The organism is Nocardia farcinica (assembly GCF_001182745.1).
Taxonomy (GTDB): domain Bacteria; phylum Actinomycetota; class Actinomycetes; order Mycobacteriales; family Mycobacteriaceae; genus Nocardia; species Nocardia farcinica.
In genome coordinates this window covers 2,578,727-2,595,312 of the sequence record NZ_LN868938.1, presented here as the reverse complement: position 1 = coordinate 2,595,312, position 16,586 = coordinate 2,578,727, and the positions used below count along the sequence as shown (strand labels likewise).

General features: G+C 68.5%; 17 protein-coding genes and 1 tRNA gene. 12 read left to right on the top strand and 6 right to left on the bottom strand.

The genetic code is table 11. The features are described 5' to 3' along the window. Positions 1-56: 56 nt before the first annotated feature. The 5 genes from AMO33_RS12505 (at position 57) to AMO33_RS32315 (ending at position 3,761) form a co-directional block, all read left to right on the top strand. Entirely contained in the window at positions 57-632 is a 576-nt protein-coding gene (locus AMO33_RS12505; RefSeq protein ID WP_060592704.1) for a DinB family protein, read from the top strand. 146 nt (positions 633-778) lie between these two features. After that, positions 779-1,909 (top strand): NDMA-dependent alcohol dehydrogenase, encoded by a 1,131-nt coding sequence (locus AMO33_RS12500; protein WP_011208135.1) that lies wholly within the window; start codon positions 779-781, stop codon positions 1,907-1,909. Between the two features lie 89 nt (positions 1,910-1,998). Next, positions 1,999-2,817, top strand: a complete 819-nt coding sequence (locus tag AMO33_RS12495) for a serine hydrolase domain-containing protein (RefSeq protein ID WP_060592703.1) — start codon at positions 1,999-2,001, stop codon at positions 2,815-2,817. Between the two features lie 95 nt (positions 2,818-2,912). Next, positions 2,913-3,449 (top strand): DUF3145 domain-containing protein, encoded by a 537-nt coding sequence (locus tag AMO33_RS12490; RefSeq protein WP_041560788.1) that lies wholly within the window; start codon positions 2,913-2,915, stop codon positions 3,447-3,449. A gap of 123 nt (positions 3,450-3,572) precedes the next feature. Then, the gene (locus tag AMO33_RS32315) at positions 3,573-3,761 is read left to right on the top strand and encodes a hypothetical protein (RefSeq protein WP_240327554.1); all 189 of its coding nucleotides are present in this window, start codon (positions 3,573-3,575) and stop codon (positions 3,759-3,761) included. Here AMO33_RS32315 and AMO33_RS12485 read toward each other — a convergent pair. After that, positions 3,694-4,131, bottom strand: coding sequence for a GbsR/MarR family transcriptional regulator (locus AMO33_RS12485; protein ID WP_060592702.1), 438 nt, complete (start codon positions 4,129-4,131; stop codon positions 3,694-3,696). The genes AMO33_RS32315 and AMO33_RS12485 overlap by 68 nt on opposite strands. Then, on the bottom strand, positions 4,128-5,114 hold the full coding sequence (locus AMO33_RS12480) for an alpha/beta fold hydrolase (protein ID WP_240327492.1): 987 nt from the start codon (positions 5,112-5,114) through the stop codon (positions 4,128-4,130). The genes AMO33_RS12485 and AMO33_RS12480 overlap by 4 nt, the downstream gene beginning before the upstream one ends. Before the next feature lie 89 nt (positions 5,115-5,203). Between AMO33_RS12480 and AMO33_RS12475 the strand changes: the two genes are divergently transcribed. Beyond that, positions 5,204-5,512: a putative quinol monooxygenase gene (locus AMO33_RS12475; RefSeq protein WP_060592700.1), complete on the top strand. Its 309-nt coding sequence runs from the start codon at positions 5,204-5,206 to the stop codon at positions 5,510-5,512. A 443-nt stretch (positions 5,513-5,955) separates the two neighbouring features. Here AMO33_RS12475 and AMO33_RS12470 read toward each other — a convergent pair. The 4 genes from AMO33_RS12470 to AMO33_RS12455 all read right to left on the bottom strand — a co-directional run bounded on the left by AMO33_RS12470 (position 5,956) and on the right by AMO33_RS12455 (position 7,707). Continuing rightward, positions 5,956-6,027, bottom strand: a tRNA-Val gene (locus AMO33_RS12470). 32 nt (positions 6,028-6,059) lie between these two features. Next, complete coding sequence (locus AMO33_RS12465; protein ID WP_011208141.1) at positions 6,060-6,539, bottom strand: peroxiredoxin; 480 nt, start codon at positions 6,537-6,539, stop codon at positions 6,060-6,062. Between the two features lie 79 nt (positions 6,540-6,618). Next, entirely contained in the window at positions 6,619-7,041 is a 423-nt protein-coding gene (locus AMO33_RS12460) for a DUF3052 domain-containing protein (protein WP_041560789.1), read from the bottom strand. 105 nt (positions 7,042-7,146) lie between these two features. Continuing rightward, positions 7,147-7,707, bottom strand: a complete 561-nt coding sequence (locus tag AMO33_RS12455) for a hypothetical protein (RefSeq protein WP_228791250.1) — start codon at positions 7,705-7,707, stop codon at positions 7,147-7,149. A 377-nt stretch (positions 7,708-8,084) separates the two neighbouring features. Here AMO33_RS12455 and aceE point away from each other — a divergent pair, with 377 nt between their 5' ends. The 6 genes from aceE (at position 8,085) to AMO33_RS12425 (ending at position 16,519) form a co-directional block, all read left to right on the top strand. Further along, complete coding sequence (gene aceE, locus AMO33_RS12450) at positions 8,085-10,889, top strand: pyruvate dehydrogenase (acetyl-transferring), homodimeric type (protein ID WP_205317783.1); 2,805 nt, start codon at positions 8,085-8,087, stop codon at positions 10,887-10,889. An 11-nt stretch (positions 10,890-10,900) separates the two neighbouring features. Next, complete coding sequence (locus tag AMO33_RS12445; protein ID WP_050767980.1) at positions 10,901-12,232, top strand: PucR family transcriptional regulator; 1,332 nt, start codon at positions 10,901-10,903, stop codon at positions 12,230-12,232. 128 nt (positions 12,233-12,360) lie between these two features. Next, positions 12,361-13,275, top strand: coding sequence for an ACP S-malonyltransferase (locus AMO33_RS12440; RefSeq protein WP_011208146.1), 915 nt, complete (start codon positions 12,361-12,363; stop codon positions 13,273-13,275). Positions 13,276-13,400: 125 nt separating this feature from the next. Next, on the top strand, positions 13,401-13,700 hold the full coding sequence (gene acpM / locus AMO33_RS12435) for a meromycolate extension acyl carrier protein AcpM (protein WP_011208147.1): 300 nt from the start codon (positions 13,401-13,403) through the stop codon (positions 13,698-13,700). Between the two features lie 10 nt (positions 13,701-13,710). After that, on the top strand, positions 13,711-14,961 hold the full coding sequence (locus tag AMO33_RS12430; RefSeq protein ID WP_011208148.1) for a KasA/KasB family beta-ketoacyl-ACP synthase: 1,251 nt from the start codon (positions 13,711-13,713) through the stop codon (positions 14,959-14,961). Positions 14,962-15,085: 124 nt separating this feature from the next. Beyond that, the gene (locus AMO33_RS12425; RefSeq protein WP_011208149.1) at positions 15,086-16,519 is read left to right on the top strand and encodes an acyl-CoA carboxylase subunit beta; all 1,434 of its coding nucleotides are present in this window, start codon (positions 15,086-15,088) and stop codon (positions 16,517-16,519) included. The last annotated feature ends 67 nt before the right edge of the window (positions 16,520-16,586 follow it).

Genomic DNA, 16,586 nt, shown 5'->3' with positions numbered 1-16,586 from the left:
GAACGCTGGCCGGATATGGATGGAGATTCATATCCGGCCAGACTAGATTTCGGGGCATGGCGATCGTTCCCGATGTGAAGGACTGGACCTGGGTGCTGGAACGCCCCTGCCCCGAATGCGGTTACGACGGCGGCAAGGTCGGCTACGACGAGGTGCCCGACGCGGCGCGGGCGGCCGCCGCCCGCGTGCGCGCGGCCCTCGATCGCCCCGACGCGCGCCGCCGCCCCACCGAATCCACTTGGTCACCGCTGGAATACGCCGCCCACGTGCGGGACGTGTGCCGGATCTTCGCCTTCCGGATCGCCGTGGCGACCGGCGGGCCCGCCGCCGATCCGCACGTGGCCGCCTTCGATCCGGGCGAGGCCGCCCCCGCCGGCGCGGTGCCGACCTTCACCAACTGGGACCAGGACGCCACCGCCGTGGCCGACCGCTACGACCGCCAGGACCCCGCCGTCGTCGCGGCCGAACTCACCGACGCCGCCGAGCGCGTCGCGGCGGCCTTCGCGGCGGTGCCGCCCGATGCGCGCGGCCGCACCGCCCGGCGTGGCGACGGCGCGCTGTTCACCGTCGACGGCCTCGCCCGGTACTTCCTGCACGATCTGGTGCACCACGCGCACGACGTGCGCGGCTGAGAACGGTAGTCATTTCTAGAACGTGTTCGGGCATGGGTCCGAGGCGCGGCGATGAATTTTCCGGTCGGTACTAGAACGCGTTCCACTTTTCTTCTACTGTGGGTGCAGTCACATTGAAGCACTGTGCACGCGAGAGGTCGACAGGAATGAAGACGAAGGGTGCGATCCTGTGGGGGATCGATCAGCCGTGGTCGGTGGAGGAGATCGAGATCGGCGACCCGGTCGCCGGCGAGGTGCAGATCCGCATGGAGACCGCGGGCATGTGCCACTCGGATCACCACATCGTCACCGGTGCGACTCCGATGCCGGGCTACCCGGTGATGGGCGGACACGAAGGCGCGGGTGTGATCACCAAGCTCGGCCCGAACGTGCCCGCCGACCTGCAGGTCGGTGACCATGTGATCCTGTCGTTCATCCCCGCGTGCGGACGCTGTCCGGCCTGCGTGGCCGGACACATGGCGCTGTGCGATCTCGGCGCGGGCCTGCTCATGGGCCAGGCGATCAGCGACGGCACCTACCGCATCCAGGCGCGCGGGGAGAACGTCATCCCGATGTGCCTGCTCGGCACCTTCGCCCCGTACATGACCGTGCATCACACCTCGGTGGTCAAGATCGACCCGAGCATCCCCTTCGAGGTCGCCTGCCTGGTCGGCTGCGGCGTGCCCACCGGTTTCGGCTCGGCCACCCACGTCGCGAACGTGATGCCCGGCGAGACCGTCGTCATCGCGGGCATCGGCGGCGTGGGCATGAGCGCGCTGCAGGGCGCGGTACTCTCGGGCGCCTCGAAGGTCGTGGCCATCGACCCGGTGCCGTGGAAGCGCGAGCAGGCACAGAAGTTCGGTGCCACCCACACCTACGCCAGCATGGCCGAGGCGATCATGCCGCTGATGGAGATCACCGAGGGCCGGATGGCCGAGAAGGTCATCCTCACCATGGGTGAGATGCACGGCGACTACGTCGAGGAGGGCCTGATCCTCACCAGCAAGGCGGGCACCCTCGTGGTCACCTCGATGGGCCGGATGGACGAGGGCACCGTCAAGATGAACAGCTTCCTGCTGTCCATGCTGCAGAAGACGGTGAAGGGCTGCATCTTCGGCGGCGGCAACGCCCGCCAGGACGCGCCGCGCCTGCTCGCCCTCTACAAGGCCGGCCAGCTCAACCTCGACGACATGGTGACCCGCAGCTACTCCCTGGAGGAGATCAACCAGGGCTACCAGGACATGCTCGACGGCAAGAACCTGCGCGGCATCATCCGCTACACCGAGGCCGACTGGTAATCACGGACCGGCTTCCGCAGCGCCCGCCGCCTTCCGCGGCGGGCGTCCGCATTTTGGGCGCGCCGACCGCGGTCTCGTAGGCTCGCGGTGTGCGAGCACTCGAGCAGATCCAGGATTGGCCGGTCCGCCACGCGGCGGCGGGGGTCGTCTCCGCGGCCGGATCCAGCGTCCAGGGCGCGGCCGAGCGCGTCTTCCCGCTGGCCTCGGTGACCAAGCCGCTCGTCGCCTACGCCGCCCTGGTGGCCGTCGAGGAAGGCGCCATCGAGCTCGACCAGCCCGCGGGCCCGCCCGGTGCGACGGTGCGGCACCTGCTCGCGCACGCCTCCGGCATCGCCTTCGACACCACCGACGTCATCGCCGCCCCCGGCACCCGGCGCATCTACTCCAGCGCCGGTTTCGACGTGCTCGCCGACTTCATCACCGAGCAGACCGGCATCCCGTTCCCCGACTACCTGCGTGAGTCGGTCTTCGAGCCGCTCGGCATGACCGCCACGGCGCTCACCGGGCCGGCGGGCCACGGCGCCCGCTCCAGCGTCGACGATCTGGTGCGCTTCGCCGCGGAACTGCTACGCCCCCGCCTCATTTCGCCGCAGACCCACGCCGAGGCCGTCACCGTCCAGTTCCCCGGTCTCAACGGCGTGTTGCCGGGCTACGGTTCGCAGCGCCCCAACGATTGGGGACTCGGATTCGAGATCCGCGCGCGGAAATCCCCGCACTGGACCGGTACCACCAACTCCGAGCGAACTTTCGGCCACTTCGGCCAGTCCGGCACCTTCCTCTGGATCGATCCCGAATACGGACTGGCGTGTTGCGCGCTGGCCGACGAGAATTTCGGCGACTGGGCGCGCGAGGTATGGCCGGTTCTCAGCGATGCGGTGATCGCCGAGAGCAACACGCTCACTCGGTAACACGTGTAACTCCGAACACTCGAGTACACTCGGGCAACGCCAGCAGACGTGGTCGTTGGGGAAGACGTCCCTCGTCTGAGCTGGAGGTGTCAGTGGTGCGCGCATCGAGTCAGTTCGCGGACGCGACGGCGGGTGTGGTCTGGATCCACTCAGCCCCCGCCGCGCTGTGCCCGCACGTCGAATGGGCACTGACCTCCGCCCTCGGCTCCCCCGCCAAGCTCCGGTGGACCACCCAACCCGCCGACGGCCACCTGCGAGCAACCAGCGACTGGATCGGCCCCGTGGGGACGGCAGGCCGCATCGCCCAATCCCTGCGCTCCTGGCCGGTATTGCGCTTCGAGGTCACCGAGGACCCCAGCGACGGCGTCGACGGCGAACGCTACAGCTTCGCCCCCGGCCTCGGCCTGTGGCGCGGAACCGTCAGTGCCAACGGCGATGTGACGCTGGGGGAGATGCGGCTGCGCTCGATGCTCGAATCCGCCCGCAGCGTGGGAAAGTACTCCGGCTACGACCTCGCCGCCGAAATCGACCGCGCGCTGGGGACGCCGTGGGACGAGGAACTCGAGGCGTTCCGCAGCGGGGACGAGGTCGCGGGGGCGGAGGTCACCTGGTTGCGCCGGGACGTGGGATGAGCCGCGCTGTCCTCGCCGAGCCGGGCGGCTGATCGACGTCGAGAAGGCGGCGGGGTCCGACCGACCGGCGGAGTCATCGAGCACATCGTCCATGGCGAGCGGGTCGCTTCGTTGTACGTGCACATGTGGTCGCACGGCATCCACGTCGCAGAAGGCGACACCGTCACCGCGGGTCAGCACATCGGAGATGTCGGCTCTCGGGACACTCGACCGGCTCGCACCTCCACCCCGGCGGCGCCTCCTTCTACAAGTTGTGGCGCCGGCGAAGGACGTCGCCCCCGGCGTCGACATAGGCGGCGAACAGGTCTGTGACATCACGCAGCCGCGCGGCCGCCTCTGCCGTCTCGGTGATTTCCTCGGCGTCCTGCAGCGCGCGGATGAAGGTTCGTGCGCGTTCGATGCTGGCCGCGAGGAGTTGCTCGAAGCCTCCGGCCGCCTCGACGAGAAGCCTCCGGCTGCCGGGCCGTGGAATCGTCCGAGCAAGACCCCACGACACCAGTTCACGCGTCGCGGTACTGACGGCTCCGGAACTGAGCCCCAGAGCGGCACGTAAGTCATCGGAGCTGGAAGGCGACCCCTTGAGGAGGAGGAAACCGTACATGCGACCGGTGGCGCGAGGAAGGTTCCACATCGCCATCGTGTCGCCCATCGTGTTGACGAACCGCTCCTGATCCGGGGTCATCGCGAACGACGCTCCGATGCGACGGGCCGCTGGTCCCAGCCGTCGAGAATGCTGACGAGCAGCCGCGACGTCTCCGCCGGGGCATCCATGGTGACCATGTGCCCGGCGCCCGGGACGACGTGCTCGACCAGCCCCTCGGCGTGCGCCCACCTCGGCATCGCCGTGGCGATGTTGCCGGTGCGGTCCTCGGCGCCGCGCACGAGCGCGAGCGGCACCGGGGACCGATAGCCGGGCTCCGGTGCCACGAACGATGCCGTCGCGCGCCACACGTCCAGGAACGTGCGCTTGGGTATCCGGGTGAACAGCGCCTCTGTTCTCGCCATCGCCTCCGGAGTCGTCGCCGAGGCCCGCGCCATGATCCGTGGAAGCCTCCCAGCCGGGATCACCGCGAGCCCGGGAGCAGCTAGCCGCAAGGCGAATCGTTCGAGCGCGGACAGAGGACCGGCATTCCAGGTGGAATCGAGCACGATCACTCCGCCCACCCGCCGAGGGAATTTCCGGGCGAATGCCTGCGCGAGGTTGCCGCCGAGCGAGTGCCCCACGAGCACCGGGGCAGCGACACCGCACTCGGCAAGCAGCGCGTCGAGGTCCTCCAGAGCATCCGAGGCGGTGAACCGTTCCCCCGGAGAAAGCGCCGACTGCCCATGCCCGCGCAGATCCCAGACGATCACGCGATACCCCCGCTGTGTCAGCACCGGGACCTGCTCATCGAACATCGAGTGGTCGACTCCCGCACCATGAATGAGCACAACCGATGAGCCGTCGCCACCGAAGTCCGCGAAAGCGATCTCAGCGCCAGGACGTGTGAGCCGCCGGGCCAACTTCACCATTCTCTGAATATAGATCAGATCGAGTTCCTTGTCGGACGTTGTGTCTTGTCCGGTGCGTGCGGCCCCTTCGCGCCGTTCGTCCCAGTCCTTGCAGGTTCTCGGCAGGATGGAAATACCGCCTGAGCTGCGAAGGCGCAGCGTCCATCGACGCATGGCAGCACCCCGCCGTACCCGTCACGGCCTGCGGGGTCCGGGGCATCGGTCAGACGGGTCGCGCTGACCCGCTGCGGTACCGTCGGCGAATGTTCGCACTCGTGGTGAAGTTCCACTTGATCGACGCCAACAAGGCGGAAGCGTTCGACCGGCTCGTCGCCGAGACCGTCCAGGCTATTCGGGACCATGAGCCCGGCACGCTCGTGTACGCCACGCACGCGGTCGAAGGTGAGCCGCTGTCGCGGGTGTTCTACGAGGTGTATCGAGACCGGGCCGCTTTCGATGAACACGAGCGGCAGCCGCACACGCGGCGCTTCCTCGACCGGCGCGGCGAGTTCATCGAGTCGTTCCGTGTCGAGTTCCTGGCCCCGGCGGCGGCGAAGGGGTTGTCCGTCTAGAGCCGGTTCGTGATTCCCCTTGGCGGTGGTGTTCGCCATGATCTTCTGGCCATCCGACTACGACGAGTAACTGTCTGCGGCGGTCGCCGTGAATGGCCTGCCGGTGAGCGACGTTGTGTTGTCTTCTGTGGGTTGGCGGGTGGAGTCGATCGCGTGCGTACGGGGCTGCGCGGTAGTCGCCTGATCGGCTGACGTAGCCGAGTTCGTCAACGATCTGCTGCCAGGTCCAGCCGTAGGCACACGGAGTCGAAGCGCGCCGACTTGCCGGTGCTATGACGAGACGTTGGAAGCGACCGGTGCGGCCCTGTTCGGTGCTGCCGAGCAGCAACGGGAACGTAGTCCTCCGGCCCGTTGGCAGGTTCGTGGCAAGTTCGCGGTTATGAACCGCTGGCGGACGGGCTGGCGATTGCTCAGAAACAGCCACTGACCCAGGAACTATCGAGTGGGCGCAGAGGGGATCGAACCCCCGACCGCTGGTGTGTAAAACCAGTGCTCTACCGCTGAGCTATACGCCCGAGGCCCCTCGGGCGTCCCGACGGGCAATGGTCTATGAATCTAGCGCGGCGAGGGCTTTCTCCCAAGCTGCCTGGTCACGGGGCTCGCCGGGGCCGTTCATCTCGGAGAAGCGGATGAGACCCGCCTTGTCGACGACGAAGGTGCCGCGGTTGGCGAACCCGGACTTGTCGTTGAAGACGCCGTAGGCCTGGGCGACGGCGCCGTGCGGCCAGAAGTCCGACAGCAGCGGGAAGGTGTAGCCCTGCTCGGCCGCCCAGATCTTGTGGGTGGGCGGCGGGCCGACGGAGATCGCGAGGATCTCGGCGTCGTCGTTCTGGAACTTGGGCAGCTCGTCGCGAACCTTGCACAGCTCGCCCTGGCACACGCCGGTGAACGCCAGGGGATAGAACACCAGCAGCACGTTCTTGCGGCCGCGATAGTCCGACAGCGTGACGGGCTGGTTGTTCTGGTCCTTCAGGGTGAAATCCGGCGCGACGGTGCCGACAGGCAGCGGGCCGACCTCGGCTGGCATACGCGAATCCTCCATCGTGACGGGTTTCGGCTCGGGCGGCGGGCACACCACCGTCCGGGCGAAACCATAGCGAAAAGGGTCAGCGCTGCTTCGAGGGAGCCTTCGGCTGCACCAACCTGCTGCCCGTCCAGCTGCCGAGGCTGATGGCCGAGGTCTGTGTCAGGCCCGCGGTCGGGGCGGCTTCGGCGATCTCGCTGGGATCGACGTGGCCCGGCCGCCCGGTCTTGGGAGTGAGGACCCAGATGAAGCCGTCGTCGGCGAGCGGGCTGATGACCTCCATCAGTTCGTCGGCGAGATCACCGTCCCCGTCGCGCCACCACAGCAGTACCGCGTCCACGACCTCGTCGGAATCCTCGTCGACCATCTCGCTGCCGCAGGCGTCTTCCACATCGGCCCGAATGTCGTCGTCGGTGTCCTCGTCCCAGCCCAGTTCCTGGACCACCATGCCGTGTGTAATGCCAAGCTTCTGAGCGTAGTTCTGCGCGTCCGCCGCGGCGACCACGGTGGTGTCCTCCTCAACTCCCGACAACAAGTAGTTGCAAGCGAACATGGTTATCGGCCCGAGCGCAAGCCAGTCGGTGGAAAACCCGGCTCATGTCGCGCCGGTTCACCGGGCCGGGCAGGCCTCGCGCACGGCGTTGCGCGCGTCGTTGACCCGCAGGCTTGCCGCATTCAGGGCATCGACGTTGGCGTGGTAGGACATCTTGCGAGTTTCTTCGGCGAGCTGGCGCGCCGCGTTCACGTACTCGATGAATTTCGCGGCCAGATCCGGCGGCAGCGACTCGCCCGCGGCGTTCACCCCGGCCTCCACCGTGCCCGCGGCGCCGTCGAGGGTCTGCGCGGCGGCGTCACGTTTGGCCGCGTAGTCGGGGGCGTTGGCGTCGTGGGCGTCGACGAACTCGTTGTAGGCGCGCACACCGGCGCCGGTGGTGTTCGGGAACGCCCCGCAGTTCTCGCCGATCGCCTGGGCCTGCGCGGCGGCCCGGCGCGAGGAGGTGGCGGCCGCGGAGGAGGACGCGGCTTCGGTCTTGTAGATCGAGACCTGCACCGTGTCGGGCAGGGCCGTGCCCTGGACGCGGTCGCCGCACCCGGCCAGCACCGCGCCCGTGAGGACGGCGCCGGCCGCGCACACCAATCCGACTCGGCGTGGATTCAGCGGCTTCATCATCCTCCCCGTGCTCGTGGTGCCGGAATTCATGGTGGTGGACGTGGTCCTGGCGGGCCCGGCGCACAGAACCGCACCGGGGCAACTGGGCAGTAACCCATTTTCTGCAGACGGTACTGGATTTCCGGCTGACATGATGACCTGGGACGCACCTTCGGCAAGGATGGAGGGTGCGCCCCACCCGCGCATCGGGCGGTCCGCACACCAGCGGTCCCGTCCATGGATACCGAAGCACATCAGCTTGTCCACCCCCTGTACGAGGAGCAGATTTGACCGACCTCATCGACTCTTCCGTTCCGGCGAAATCCGCTGGAACAGACGCCGCCGAAGCCCCCCGCAGCGACCGGAACGGTACACCGGTACAGCAGACGGGCGGACGCGTGCGGGTGATCCGCGAAGGGGTGGCGTCCTACCTACCCGACATCGACCCGGAGGAGACCGGCGAATGGCTCGAGTCGTTCGACGAGATGCTCGACCGGGAGGGTCCGCAGCGCGCCCGCTATCTCATGCTGCGGCTGCTCGAGCGCGCCGGTGAACGCCGCGTCTCGATCCCGTCGCTGACCTCGACCGACTACGTCAACACCATCCCCACCGAGAACGAGCCGTGGTTCCCCGGTGACGAGGAGGTCGAGCGCCGCTACCGCGCCTGGATCCGCTGGAACGCCGCGATCATGGTGCATCGCGCGCAGCGGCCCGGCATCGGGGTGGGCGGCCACATCTCCACCTATGCGTCCTCGGCCGCGCTCTACGAGGTGGGCTTCAACCACTTCTTCCGCGGCAAGGACCACCCCGGCGGCGGCGACCAGATCTTCATCCAGGGCCACGCCTCGCCGGGCATCTACGCCCGCGCCTTCCTCGAGGGCAGGCTCACCGCCGACCAGCTCGACGGGTTCCGTCAGGAGTACAGCCACGGCGGGCTCGGCCACGGGCTGCCCTCGTACCCGCACCCGCGGCTGCTGAACAACTTCTGGGAGTTCCCCACCGTGTCCATGGGCCTGGGCCCGATGAACGCGATCTACCAGGCCAGGTTCAACCACTACCTGCACGACCGCGGCATCAAGGACACCTCCGATCAGCACGTGTGGGCGTTCCTCGGCGACGGTGAGATGGACGAGCCGGAATCGCGCGGCCTCGCTCACGTGGCCGCGATGGAGGGCTTGGACAACCTCACCTTCGTGGTGAACTGCAACCTGCAGCGCCTCGACGGCCCGGTGCGCGGCAACGGGAAGATCATCCAGGAGCTGGAGGCGTTCTTCCGCGGCGCGGGCTGGAACGTCATCAAGGTGATCTGGGGCCGCGAATGGGACGCGCTGCTCGGCGCGGATCGCGACGGCGCGCTGGTCAACCTGATGAACAGCACCCCGGACGGCGACTATCAGACCTACAAGGCCAACGACGGCGCCTACGTCCGCGACCACTTCTTCGGCCGCGACCCGCGCACCAAGGCCCTCGTGCAGAACATGTCGGATCAGGAGATCTGGAACCTCAAGCGCGGCGGCCACGACTACCGCAAGGTGTACGCGGCGTACGCGGCGGCGATGGCGCACAAGGGCCAGCCGACGGTGATCCTGGCCAAGACCATCAAGGGCTACACCCTCGGCAAGCACTTCGAGGGCCGCAACGCCACGCACCAGATGAAGAAGCTGACGTTGCAGGATCTCAAGGACTTCCGCGACCTGCAGCGCATCCCGATCAGCGACGCGGAACTGGAGAAGGATCCCTACCTGCCGCCGTACTACCACCCCGGCATGGAGGCCAGGGAGATCCAGTACATGCTGGACCGGCGCAAGGCGCTGGGCGGTTTCCTGCCCGAGCGGCGGGCCAAGGCAAAGCCTCTGCAACTGCCCGGCGACGAGGCCTACCGCTCGGTGCGCAAGGGGTCGGGCAAGCAGAACGTGGCGACCACCATGGCGCTGGTCCGCCTGATGAAGGAGCTGCTCCGGGACAAGGAGATCGGCAAGCGGATCGTGCCGATCATCCCCGACGAGGCCCGCACCTTCGGTATGGACTCGTGGTTCCCTTCGTTGAAGATCTACAACCGCAATGGGCAGTTGTACACATCTGTCGACGCGGAATTGATGCTTGCCTACAAAGAGAGCACCGTCGGGCAGATCCTGCACGAGGGCATCAACGAGGCCGGTTCGACCGCGTCGTTCACCGCGGCGGGCACCTCCTACGCCACCCACGGCGAGCCGATGATCCCGCTGTACATCTTCTACTCGATGTTCGGCTTCCAGCGCACCGGTGACGGCCTGTGGGCCGCGGCCGATCAGCTCGCGCGCGGTTTCGTGCTCGGAGCAACCGCCGGGCGAACCACGCTGACGGGCGAGGGTCTGCAGCACAACGACGGGCATTCGCTGCTGCTGGCCTCCACCAATCCGGCGGTGGTCACCTACGATCCGGCGTTCGCCTTCGAGATCGCCCACATCGTGCGCGACGGCCTGCGCCGGATGTACGGCGGCGGTCGCCCGCCCGCGCACCAGGCGGTGCTGCCCGGTACCGAACCGGTGGAGCGTCCCGACACCGACACCTTCGGCGGCGAGGACGTCTTCTACTACATCACCCTCTACAACGAGCCCTACCAGCAGCCGGCCGAGCCGGAGAACCTGGACGTCGAGGGCCTGCTGAAGGGGATCTACCGCTACCGGGCGGCCGGCGAGGGCGAGCTGCGCGCCCAGATCCTGGTCTCCGGCGTCACCGTGCCCGACGGGCTGCGGGCCCAGGCGTTGCTGGCCGAGGAGTGGGGCGTGCAGGCCGACGTGTGGTCGGTCACCTCGTGGGGTGAACTGCGCAAGGAGGCGCTGGCCAAGGAGATCGCGGCACTGCGCGATCCCGGCGCCGACGTGGGCACGCCCTACATCACCGAGGTGCTCTCGGCCGCGGGCGGCCCGTTCGTGGCGGCCACCGACTGGATGCGGGCGGTGCCCGACCAGGTGCGGCAGTGGGTGCCCGGCGAGTTCATCACGCTCGGCACCGACGGCTTCGGCTTCTCCGACACCCGGCCCGCGGCGCGGCGCGTGTTCAACGTCGACGCGCAGTCGATCGCGGTCGCGGTGCTCGAAGGCCTGGCCCGCACCGGGAAGATCGATCGTTCGAAGGCGGTCGAGGCGGCGCGCAAGTACCGCATCGGTGACGTCGACGCCGCGCCGAAGGCGGCCGTGAGTTCGGACGAAGATCTGGCATAGCGGAATATTGGATGGTGGACCGTAAACCGCCGCGGCCGAGACGGATCTCCGAAGGCTCTTCCGAGCACGAGGTGTATCTGCCCACGGGCGCGCTCTCGCCGAACCGCCAGACCCGCGACCCCCTGCCGGACACGCTGCTCAAACGGGTGAAGCAGTTCTCCGGCCGCCTGTCCACCGAGGCGGTGGGGTCGATGCAGGATCGGCTGCCGTTCTTCGCCGATCTGGACGCCGCGCAACGCGCGGGCGTGCAGATGCTGGTGCAGACCGCGGTGGTGAACTTCCTGGAGTGGCTGCAGGACCCGGACAGTGACATCCGGTTCAGCCTGGACGCCTTCCAGGTGATCCCGCAGGATTTGGCGCGGCGGCTCACGCTGCGCCAGACCGTGGACATGGTGCGGGTGGCCATGGAGTTCTTCGAACAGTGGCTGCCCGCGCTGGCCCGCAACGACCGTCAGCTGGTGGCGCTCACCGAGGCGGTGCTGCGATACGGGCGCGAGCTCGGGTTCGCGGCCGCCTCGGTGTACGCCAGCGCGGCGGAGTCGCGCGGCGCGTGGGACACCCGCCTCGAGGCCCTGGTGGTGGATGCCGTCGTCCGCGGGGACACCGGGCCGGACATGCTCTCGCGGGCGGCCACCCTGAACTGGGACGCCACCGCACCCGCCACGGTGTTGGTGGGCACGCCGCCGGGAGAGCAGGGCGTGTCCTCGGTGGGAGCGGTGCACACCATCGCCGCCCGGCACGGGCGCGCCGCGCTGGCGGTGGTGCAGGGCGCCCGGCTGGTGATGGTGGTCAGCGGTCACCTCGGTGATTCCTATGCCTCGCCGTTCCTGGCCGATCTGCTGGCCGAGGTGTTCTCCGACGGGCCGGTGGTCATCGGCCCGACCGTGCGGACCCTGGGCGCGGCGCATGCCAGCGCGGTCGAGGCGCTAGCCGGTATGGAGGCCGTCGTGGGCTGGCGCGGGGCGCCGCGGCCGGTGCACGCCGCGGAATTGTTGCCGGAACGAGCCCTGTTGGGGGACCGAGGTGCAATCGACGCGCTGAACGAGTATGTTGTCCTCCCGTTGGCTGCGGCGGGATCGGCGCTGGCCGACACCCTCGATGCCTATCTCGACTGCGGCGGAGCCGTGGAGACGTGCGCGCGTCAGCTGTACGTCCATCCAAATACGGTCCGCTATCGGCTCAAGCGCATCGCCGAGATCACGGGCCGTGATCCGATGAATCCGCGGGACGCCTATGTACTCCGGATCGCAGCCACAGTGGGTCGTTTGACACGAATGCGTAACGAATCGTCACCCCCTGCCCCAGAGGCATCGCAGGCCACGATCGGTTCGGAAGGGCTGTAACGCGCGAGGGGAATCGGTCGATCGGGACAACCCACGTGGCGTTTTGTGGGACCCCCACAAAAGCGGCCGACAAGCTTCATTCGCGCCGACATCTCCTGCGGTGGCGCTCACAGTGTTTTCTTAGAGGCGTGATCGCGTTGTTCGCCCCTGGACAGGGGTCTCAGACACCCGGCATGCTCGCGCCCTGGCTCGAACTGCCCGGCGCGAATGATCGCCTCGCCCTGTGGTCGAAGGCCGCGGGCCTCGACCTGGCCCGGCTCGGCACCACCGCGACGGCCGAGGAGATCGTCGACACCGCGGTGACCCAGCCGCTGGTCGTCGCCGCCGCGCTGCTCGCCTACGCGGAGATCGGGCAGGATGCGCTGCCGGCGGATACCATCGTGGCCGGGCATTCGGTCGGCGAGTTCGCCGCCGCCGCCGTGGCCGGGGTGATCACCCCGGACGAGGCGGTCACTCTCGCCGCCATCCGCGGCGCGGAGATGGCGAAGGCGTGCGCGCTGGAACCGACCGGCATGTCCGCAGTGCTCGGTGGCGACGAGGCCGCCGTGCTGGCGCGGTTGTCCGAACTGGACCTCGTTCCGGCCAACCGCAACGCGGTGGGCCAGATCGTGGCCGCGGGCCGGCTGGACGCCCTGGCCGAGCTCGCCGCGAACCCGCCGGAGAAGGCGCGGGTGCGTGCCCTGCCGGTGGCGGGCGCCTTCCACACCGCCTTCATGGCACCGGCGCAGGATGCGGTGGCCAAGGCCATCGCGCAGATCACGCCCGGTGAGCCGACCCGGACCCTGCTGTCGAACTACGACGGCAAGCCGGTGAGCTCGGGCCGTGACGCGATCGAGAAGCTCGCGGCGCAGGTCACCCGGCCGGTGCGCTGGGACCTGTGCACCGAGACCGTCCGGCAGGCCGGCGTGGCCGGGGTGGCGGAGCTGCCGCCCGCGGGAACGCTGGTCGGCATCGCCAAGCGGGAACTGAAGGGGACGCCGAACCTGGCGCTCAAGACCCCCGACGACCTCCCCGCGTTGGCCGCGCTGGGAACCTCCGGCTAGCTTTCCTGCGCGACCGTGCGCCGGAAATGACGCCCGGTCGTGACCGAACCGACGGTAACTCCCGGCGGGCGCGGTCCGAAAAACCACACAGAAGCCCTACAAAGTAACAAGAAGGGAGCCACCAAGTGGCCGCTCTGACCCAGGAACAAATCGTCGAGGAACTCGGCAAGATCATCGAAGAGGTGACGGGCATCGAACCCTCCGAGGTGACGCTCGAGAAGTCCTTCGTCGATGACCTGGACATCGACTCGCTGTCCATGGTCGAGATCGCTGTGCAGACCGAGGACAAGTACGGTGTGAAGATCCCGGACGAGGATCTGGCCAGCTTGAAGACGGTCGGCGACGCTGTCGCCTACATCCAGAAGCTCGAGGCCGAGAACGCTGACGCGGCCGCGGAGCTCAAGGCCAAGTTCGACGCCGAGTAGGGCCGAAACAGTGACCACTCCTTCCACCTTGAACGGGAATTTCCCCAACGTCGTCGTGACGAGCATGGCGGCTACCACGTCGATCGCGGGCGACGTCGATGCGACGTGGAAGGGACTCCTCAACGGCGAGAGCGGCATCGACGTTCTCGAGGATTCCTTCATCGAGGAGTACGACCTCCCTGTTCGCATCGGCGGACACCTGAAGGTCAACCCCGACACCCTGCTGAGCAGGGTCGAGATCCGTCGCATGGCGTACGTCGAGCGACTCGCGACCGTTCTGGGTCGCGAGGTGTGGAAGAACGCCGGCAGCCCGGAGGTCGACCCCGACCGCCTGGCTGTGGCGATCGGCACCGGTCTCGGCGGCGGTGACGCGCTGATCGACTCGGTCGACAAGCTGAAGAACGGTGGCTATCGCAAGATCTCGCCGCTGGCTGTTCAGATGGTCATGCCGAACGGTCCGTCCGCCTGTGTCGGACTCGAGCTGAAGGCCAGGGCGGGAGTGGTCACTCCGGTCTCGGCGTGCTCGTCGGGTTCGGAAGCCATCGCCAACGCGTGGCGGATGATCGTGATGGGTGACGCCGATGTGGTCGTCACCGGCGGTGTCGAAGGTTACATCGACTCCGTGCCGATCGCCGCGTTCTCGATGATGCGCGCGATGAGCACCCGCAACGACGATCCCAAGGGCGCTTCGCGGCCCTTCGACAAGGATCGCGACGGTTTCGTCTTCGGAGAGGCCGGCGCCCTGATGGTGCTCGAGACCGAGGAGCACGCCAAGGCTCGTGGCGCCACCATCCATGCCCGCCTGCTGGGTGCGGGCATCACCTCCGATGGTTACCACCTGGTCGCCCCCGATCCGGAGGGCACCGGCGCGGCCCGCGCGATGACCCGCGCGATGCAGTCCGCCGGCCTGACCAAGCAGGACATCACCCACATCAACGCGCACGCCACCGCCACCCCCATCGGTGACACGGCGGAGGCCAACGCGATCAACAAGGCCGTGGGCAACCACCCCTCGGTCTACGCGCCCAAGTCGGCGCTCGGCCACTCGATCGGCGCCGTGGGCGCGCTCGAGTCGGTGCTCACCGTGCTGAGCATCCGCGACGGCATCGTGCCGCCGACGTTGAACCTGGACAACCAGGACCCGGAGATCGATCTCGATGTGGTGAAGGGCGAGGCCCGCCGCCAGGAAATCGAATACGCGATCAACAACTCGTTCGGTTTCGGCGGGCACAATGTCGCCCTCGCCTTCGGTCGCGCATAGCCGCTCGACTGACTGCTCAACGATCCCCGGTGGGGTCGGCCGAACACCACGGCTCGACCCCACCGGTGTTTCGACTTACGCAGCCGCTGTGGCGGCACACACTCTTGATTGAGGAGAAAACGCGATGACAATCATGGCTCCCGCGTTTCAACCGGAAACCGCGACCGATCCCCGCGATCCGATGGGTCGGCTCCAGCGTTTCTTCGATCCCGGCACCGTTCTGCCCCTGCACCCGCGTGACAAGTCCGGCGTGCTCGCCGCGATCGGCGAGGTGGACGGCGTGCGCACCGTGGCCTACTGCTCCGACGCCACCGTCATGGGCGGCGCGATGGGCGTGGAGGGCTGCAAGCACATCGTCGATGCCATCGACACCGCCATCGATTCCGGCGTTCCCGTGGTCGGCCTGTGGCATTCCGGCGGCGCCCGGCTCGCCGAGGGCGTCGAGGCGCTGCACGCGGTCGGCCTGGTCTTCGAGGCGATGGTGCGCGCGTCCGGTCGCGTCCCGCAGATCTCGGTCGTGCTCGGCTTCGCCGCCGGTGGCGCGGCCTACGGCCCGGCGCTGACCGACATCGTGATCATGGCGCCCGAGGGCCGCGTGTTCGTGACCGGCCCCGACGTGGTCCGCAGCGTCACCGGCGAGCAGGTGGACATGGCCACCCTCGGCGGCCCCGAGACGCACGGCAAGAAGTCCGGCGTCTGCCACATCGTCGCCGACGACGAGGCCGATGCGATGCACCGCGCCCGCAAGCTGGTCTCGATGTTCGCCGAGCAGGGCGAATTCGACCTGGTGGCGGCCGAGCACGGCAACGTCGACCTGCAGGCGATGCTGCCCGATTCGCCCAAGCGCGCCTACGACGTCAAGCCGATCGTGCACGAGCTGCTCGACAACGTCGACGGTGAGTCCTCGTTCGAGGAGCTGCAGGGCGGCTACGCGCGCAGCATGGTGGTCGGTCTGGGCCGTCTCGGCGGGCGCACCGTCGGCGTGCTGGCCAACAACCCGCTGCGGCTGGGCGGCTGCCTGAACTCCGAGAGCGCCGAGAAGGCCTCCCGGTTCGTGCGGCTGTGCGATGCGTTCGGCATCCCGCTGATCGTCATCACCGACGTCCCCGGCTACCTGCCCGGCGTCGGCCAGGAGTGGGAGGGCGTGGTGCGCCGCGGCGCCAAGCTGCTGCACGCCTTCGCCGAGGCCCGCGTCCCGCGCGTCACGCTGGTGACCCGCAAGATCTACGGCGGCGCCTACATCGCGATGAACGCCCGCTCGCTGGGCGCGACCGCGGTGTACGCCTGGCCGGGGTCCGAGGTGGCCGTGATGGGCGCCAAGGCCGCGGTCGGCATCCTCCACAAGAAGGCCCTCGCGGCCGCGCCGGAGGAGGAGCGCGAGGCGCTGCACGAGCGGCTCACCGCCGAGCACGAGAAGATCGCGGGTGGCGTGGACCGCGCCCTGGCCATCGGTGTGGTGGACGAGGTCATCGACCCGGCGAAGACCCGCAGTGTCATCGCCGCCGCGCTGGCCGCCGCGCCCGCGCGCCCGAGCCATCACAAGAACATTCCGCTGTGATCCTCAGGTCGGGGCTGTGACCTGAGATCGGGCGAGCAGGCCCCGGGAGCGATCCCGGGGCCTGCTG

What these genes read in the sequence shown, in the direction of transcription:
- AMO33_RS12505 (WP_060592704.1), top strand. Translation starts at nt 57, where the DNA reads ATGGCGATCGTTCCCGATGTGAAGGACTGGACCTGGGTGCTGGAACGC.
- AMO33_RS12500 (WP_011208135.1), top strand. Translation starts at nt 779, where the DNA reads ATGAAGACGAAGGGTGCGATCCTGTGGGGGATCGATCAGCCGTGGTCG.
- AMO33_RS32315 (WP_240327554.1), top strand. Translation starts at nt 3,573, where the DNA reads ATGTGGTCGCACGGCATCCACGTCGCAGAAGGCGACACCGTCACCGCG.
- AMO33_RS12485 (WP_060592702.1), bottom strand. Translation starts at nt 4,131, where the DNA reads ATGACCCCGGATCAGGAGCGGTTCGTCAACACGATGGGCGACACGATG.
- AMO33_RS12480 (WP_240327492.1), bottom strand. Translation starts at nt 5,114, where the DNA reads ATGCGTCGATGGACGCTGCGCCTTCGCAGCTCAGGCGGTATTTCCATC.
- AMO33_RS12475 (WP_060592700.1), top strand. Translation starts at nt 5,204, where the DNA reads ATGTTCGCACTCGTGGTGAAGTTCCACTTGATCGACGCCAACAAGGCG.
- AMO33_RS12465 (WP_011208141.1), bottom strand. Translation starts at nt 6,539, where the DNA reads ATGCCAGCCGAGGTCGGCCCGCTGCCTGTCGGCACCGTCGCGCCGGAT.
- AMO33_RS12455 (WP_228791250.1), bottom strand. Translation starts at nt 7,707, where the DNA reads ATGATGAAGCCGCTGAATCCACGCCGAGTCGGATTGGTGTGCGCGGCC.
- AMO33_RS12445 (WP_050767980.1), top strand. Translation starts at nt 10,901, where the DNA reads ATGGTGGACCGTAAACCGCCGCGGCCGAGACGGATCTCCGAAGGCTCT.
- AMO33_RS12425 (WP_011208149.1), top strand. Translation starts at nt 15,086, where the DNA reads ATGACAATCATGGCTCCCGCGTTTCAACCGGAAACCGCGACCGATCCC.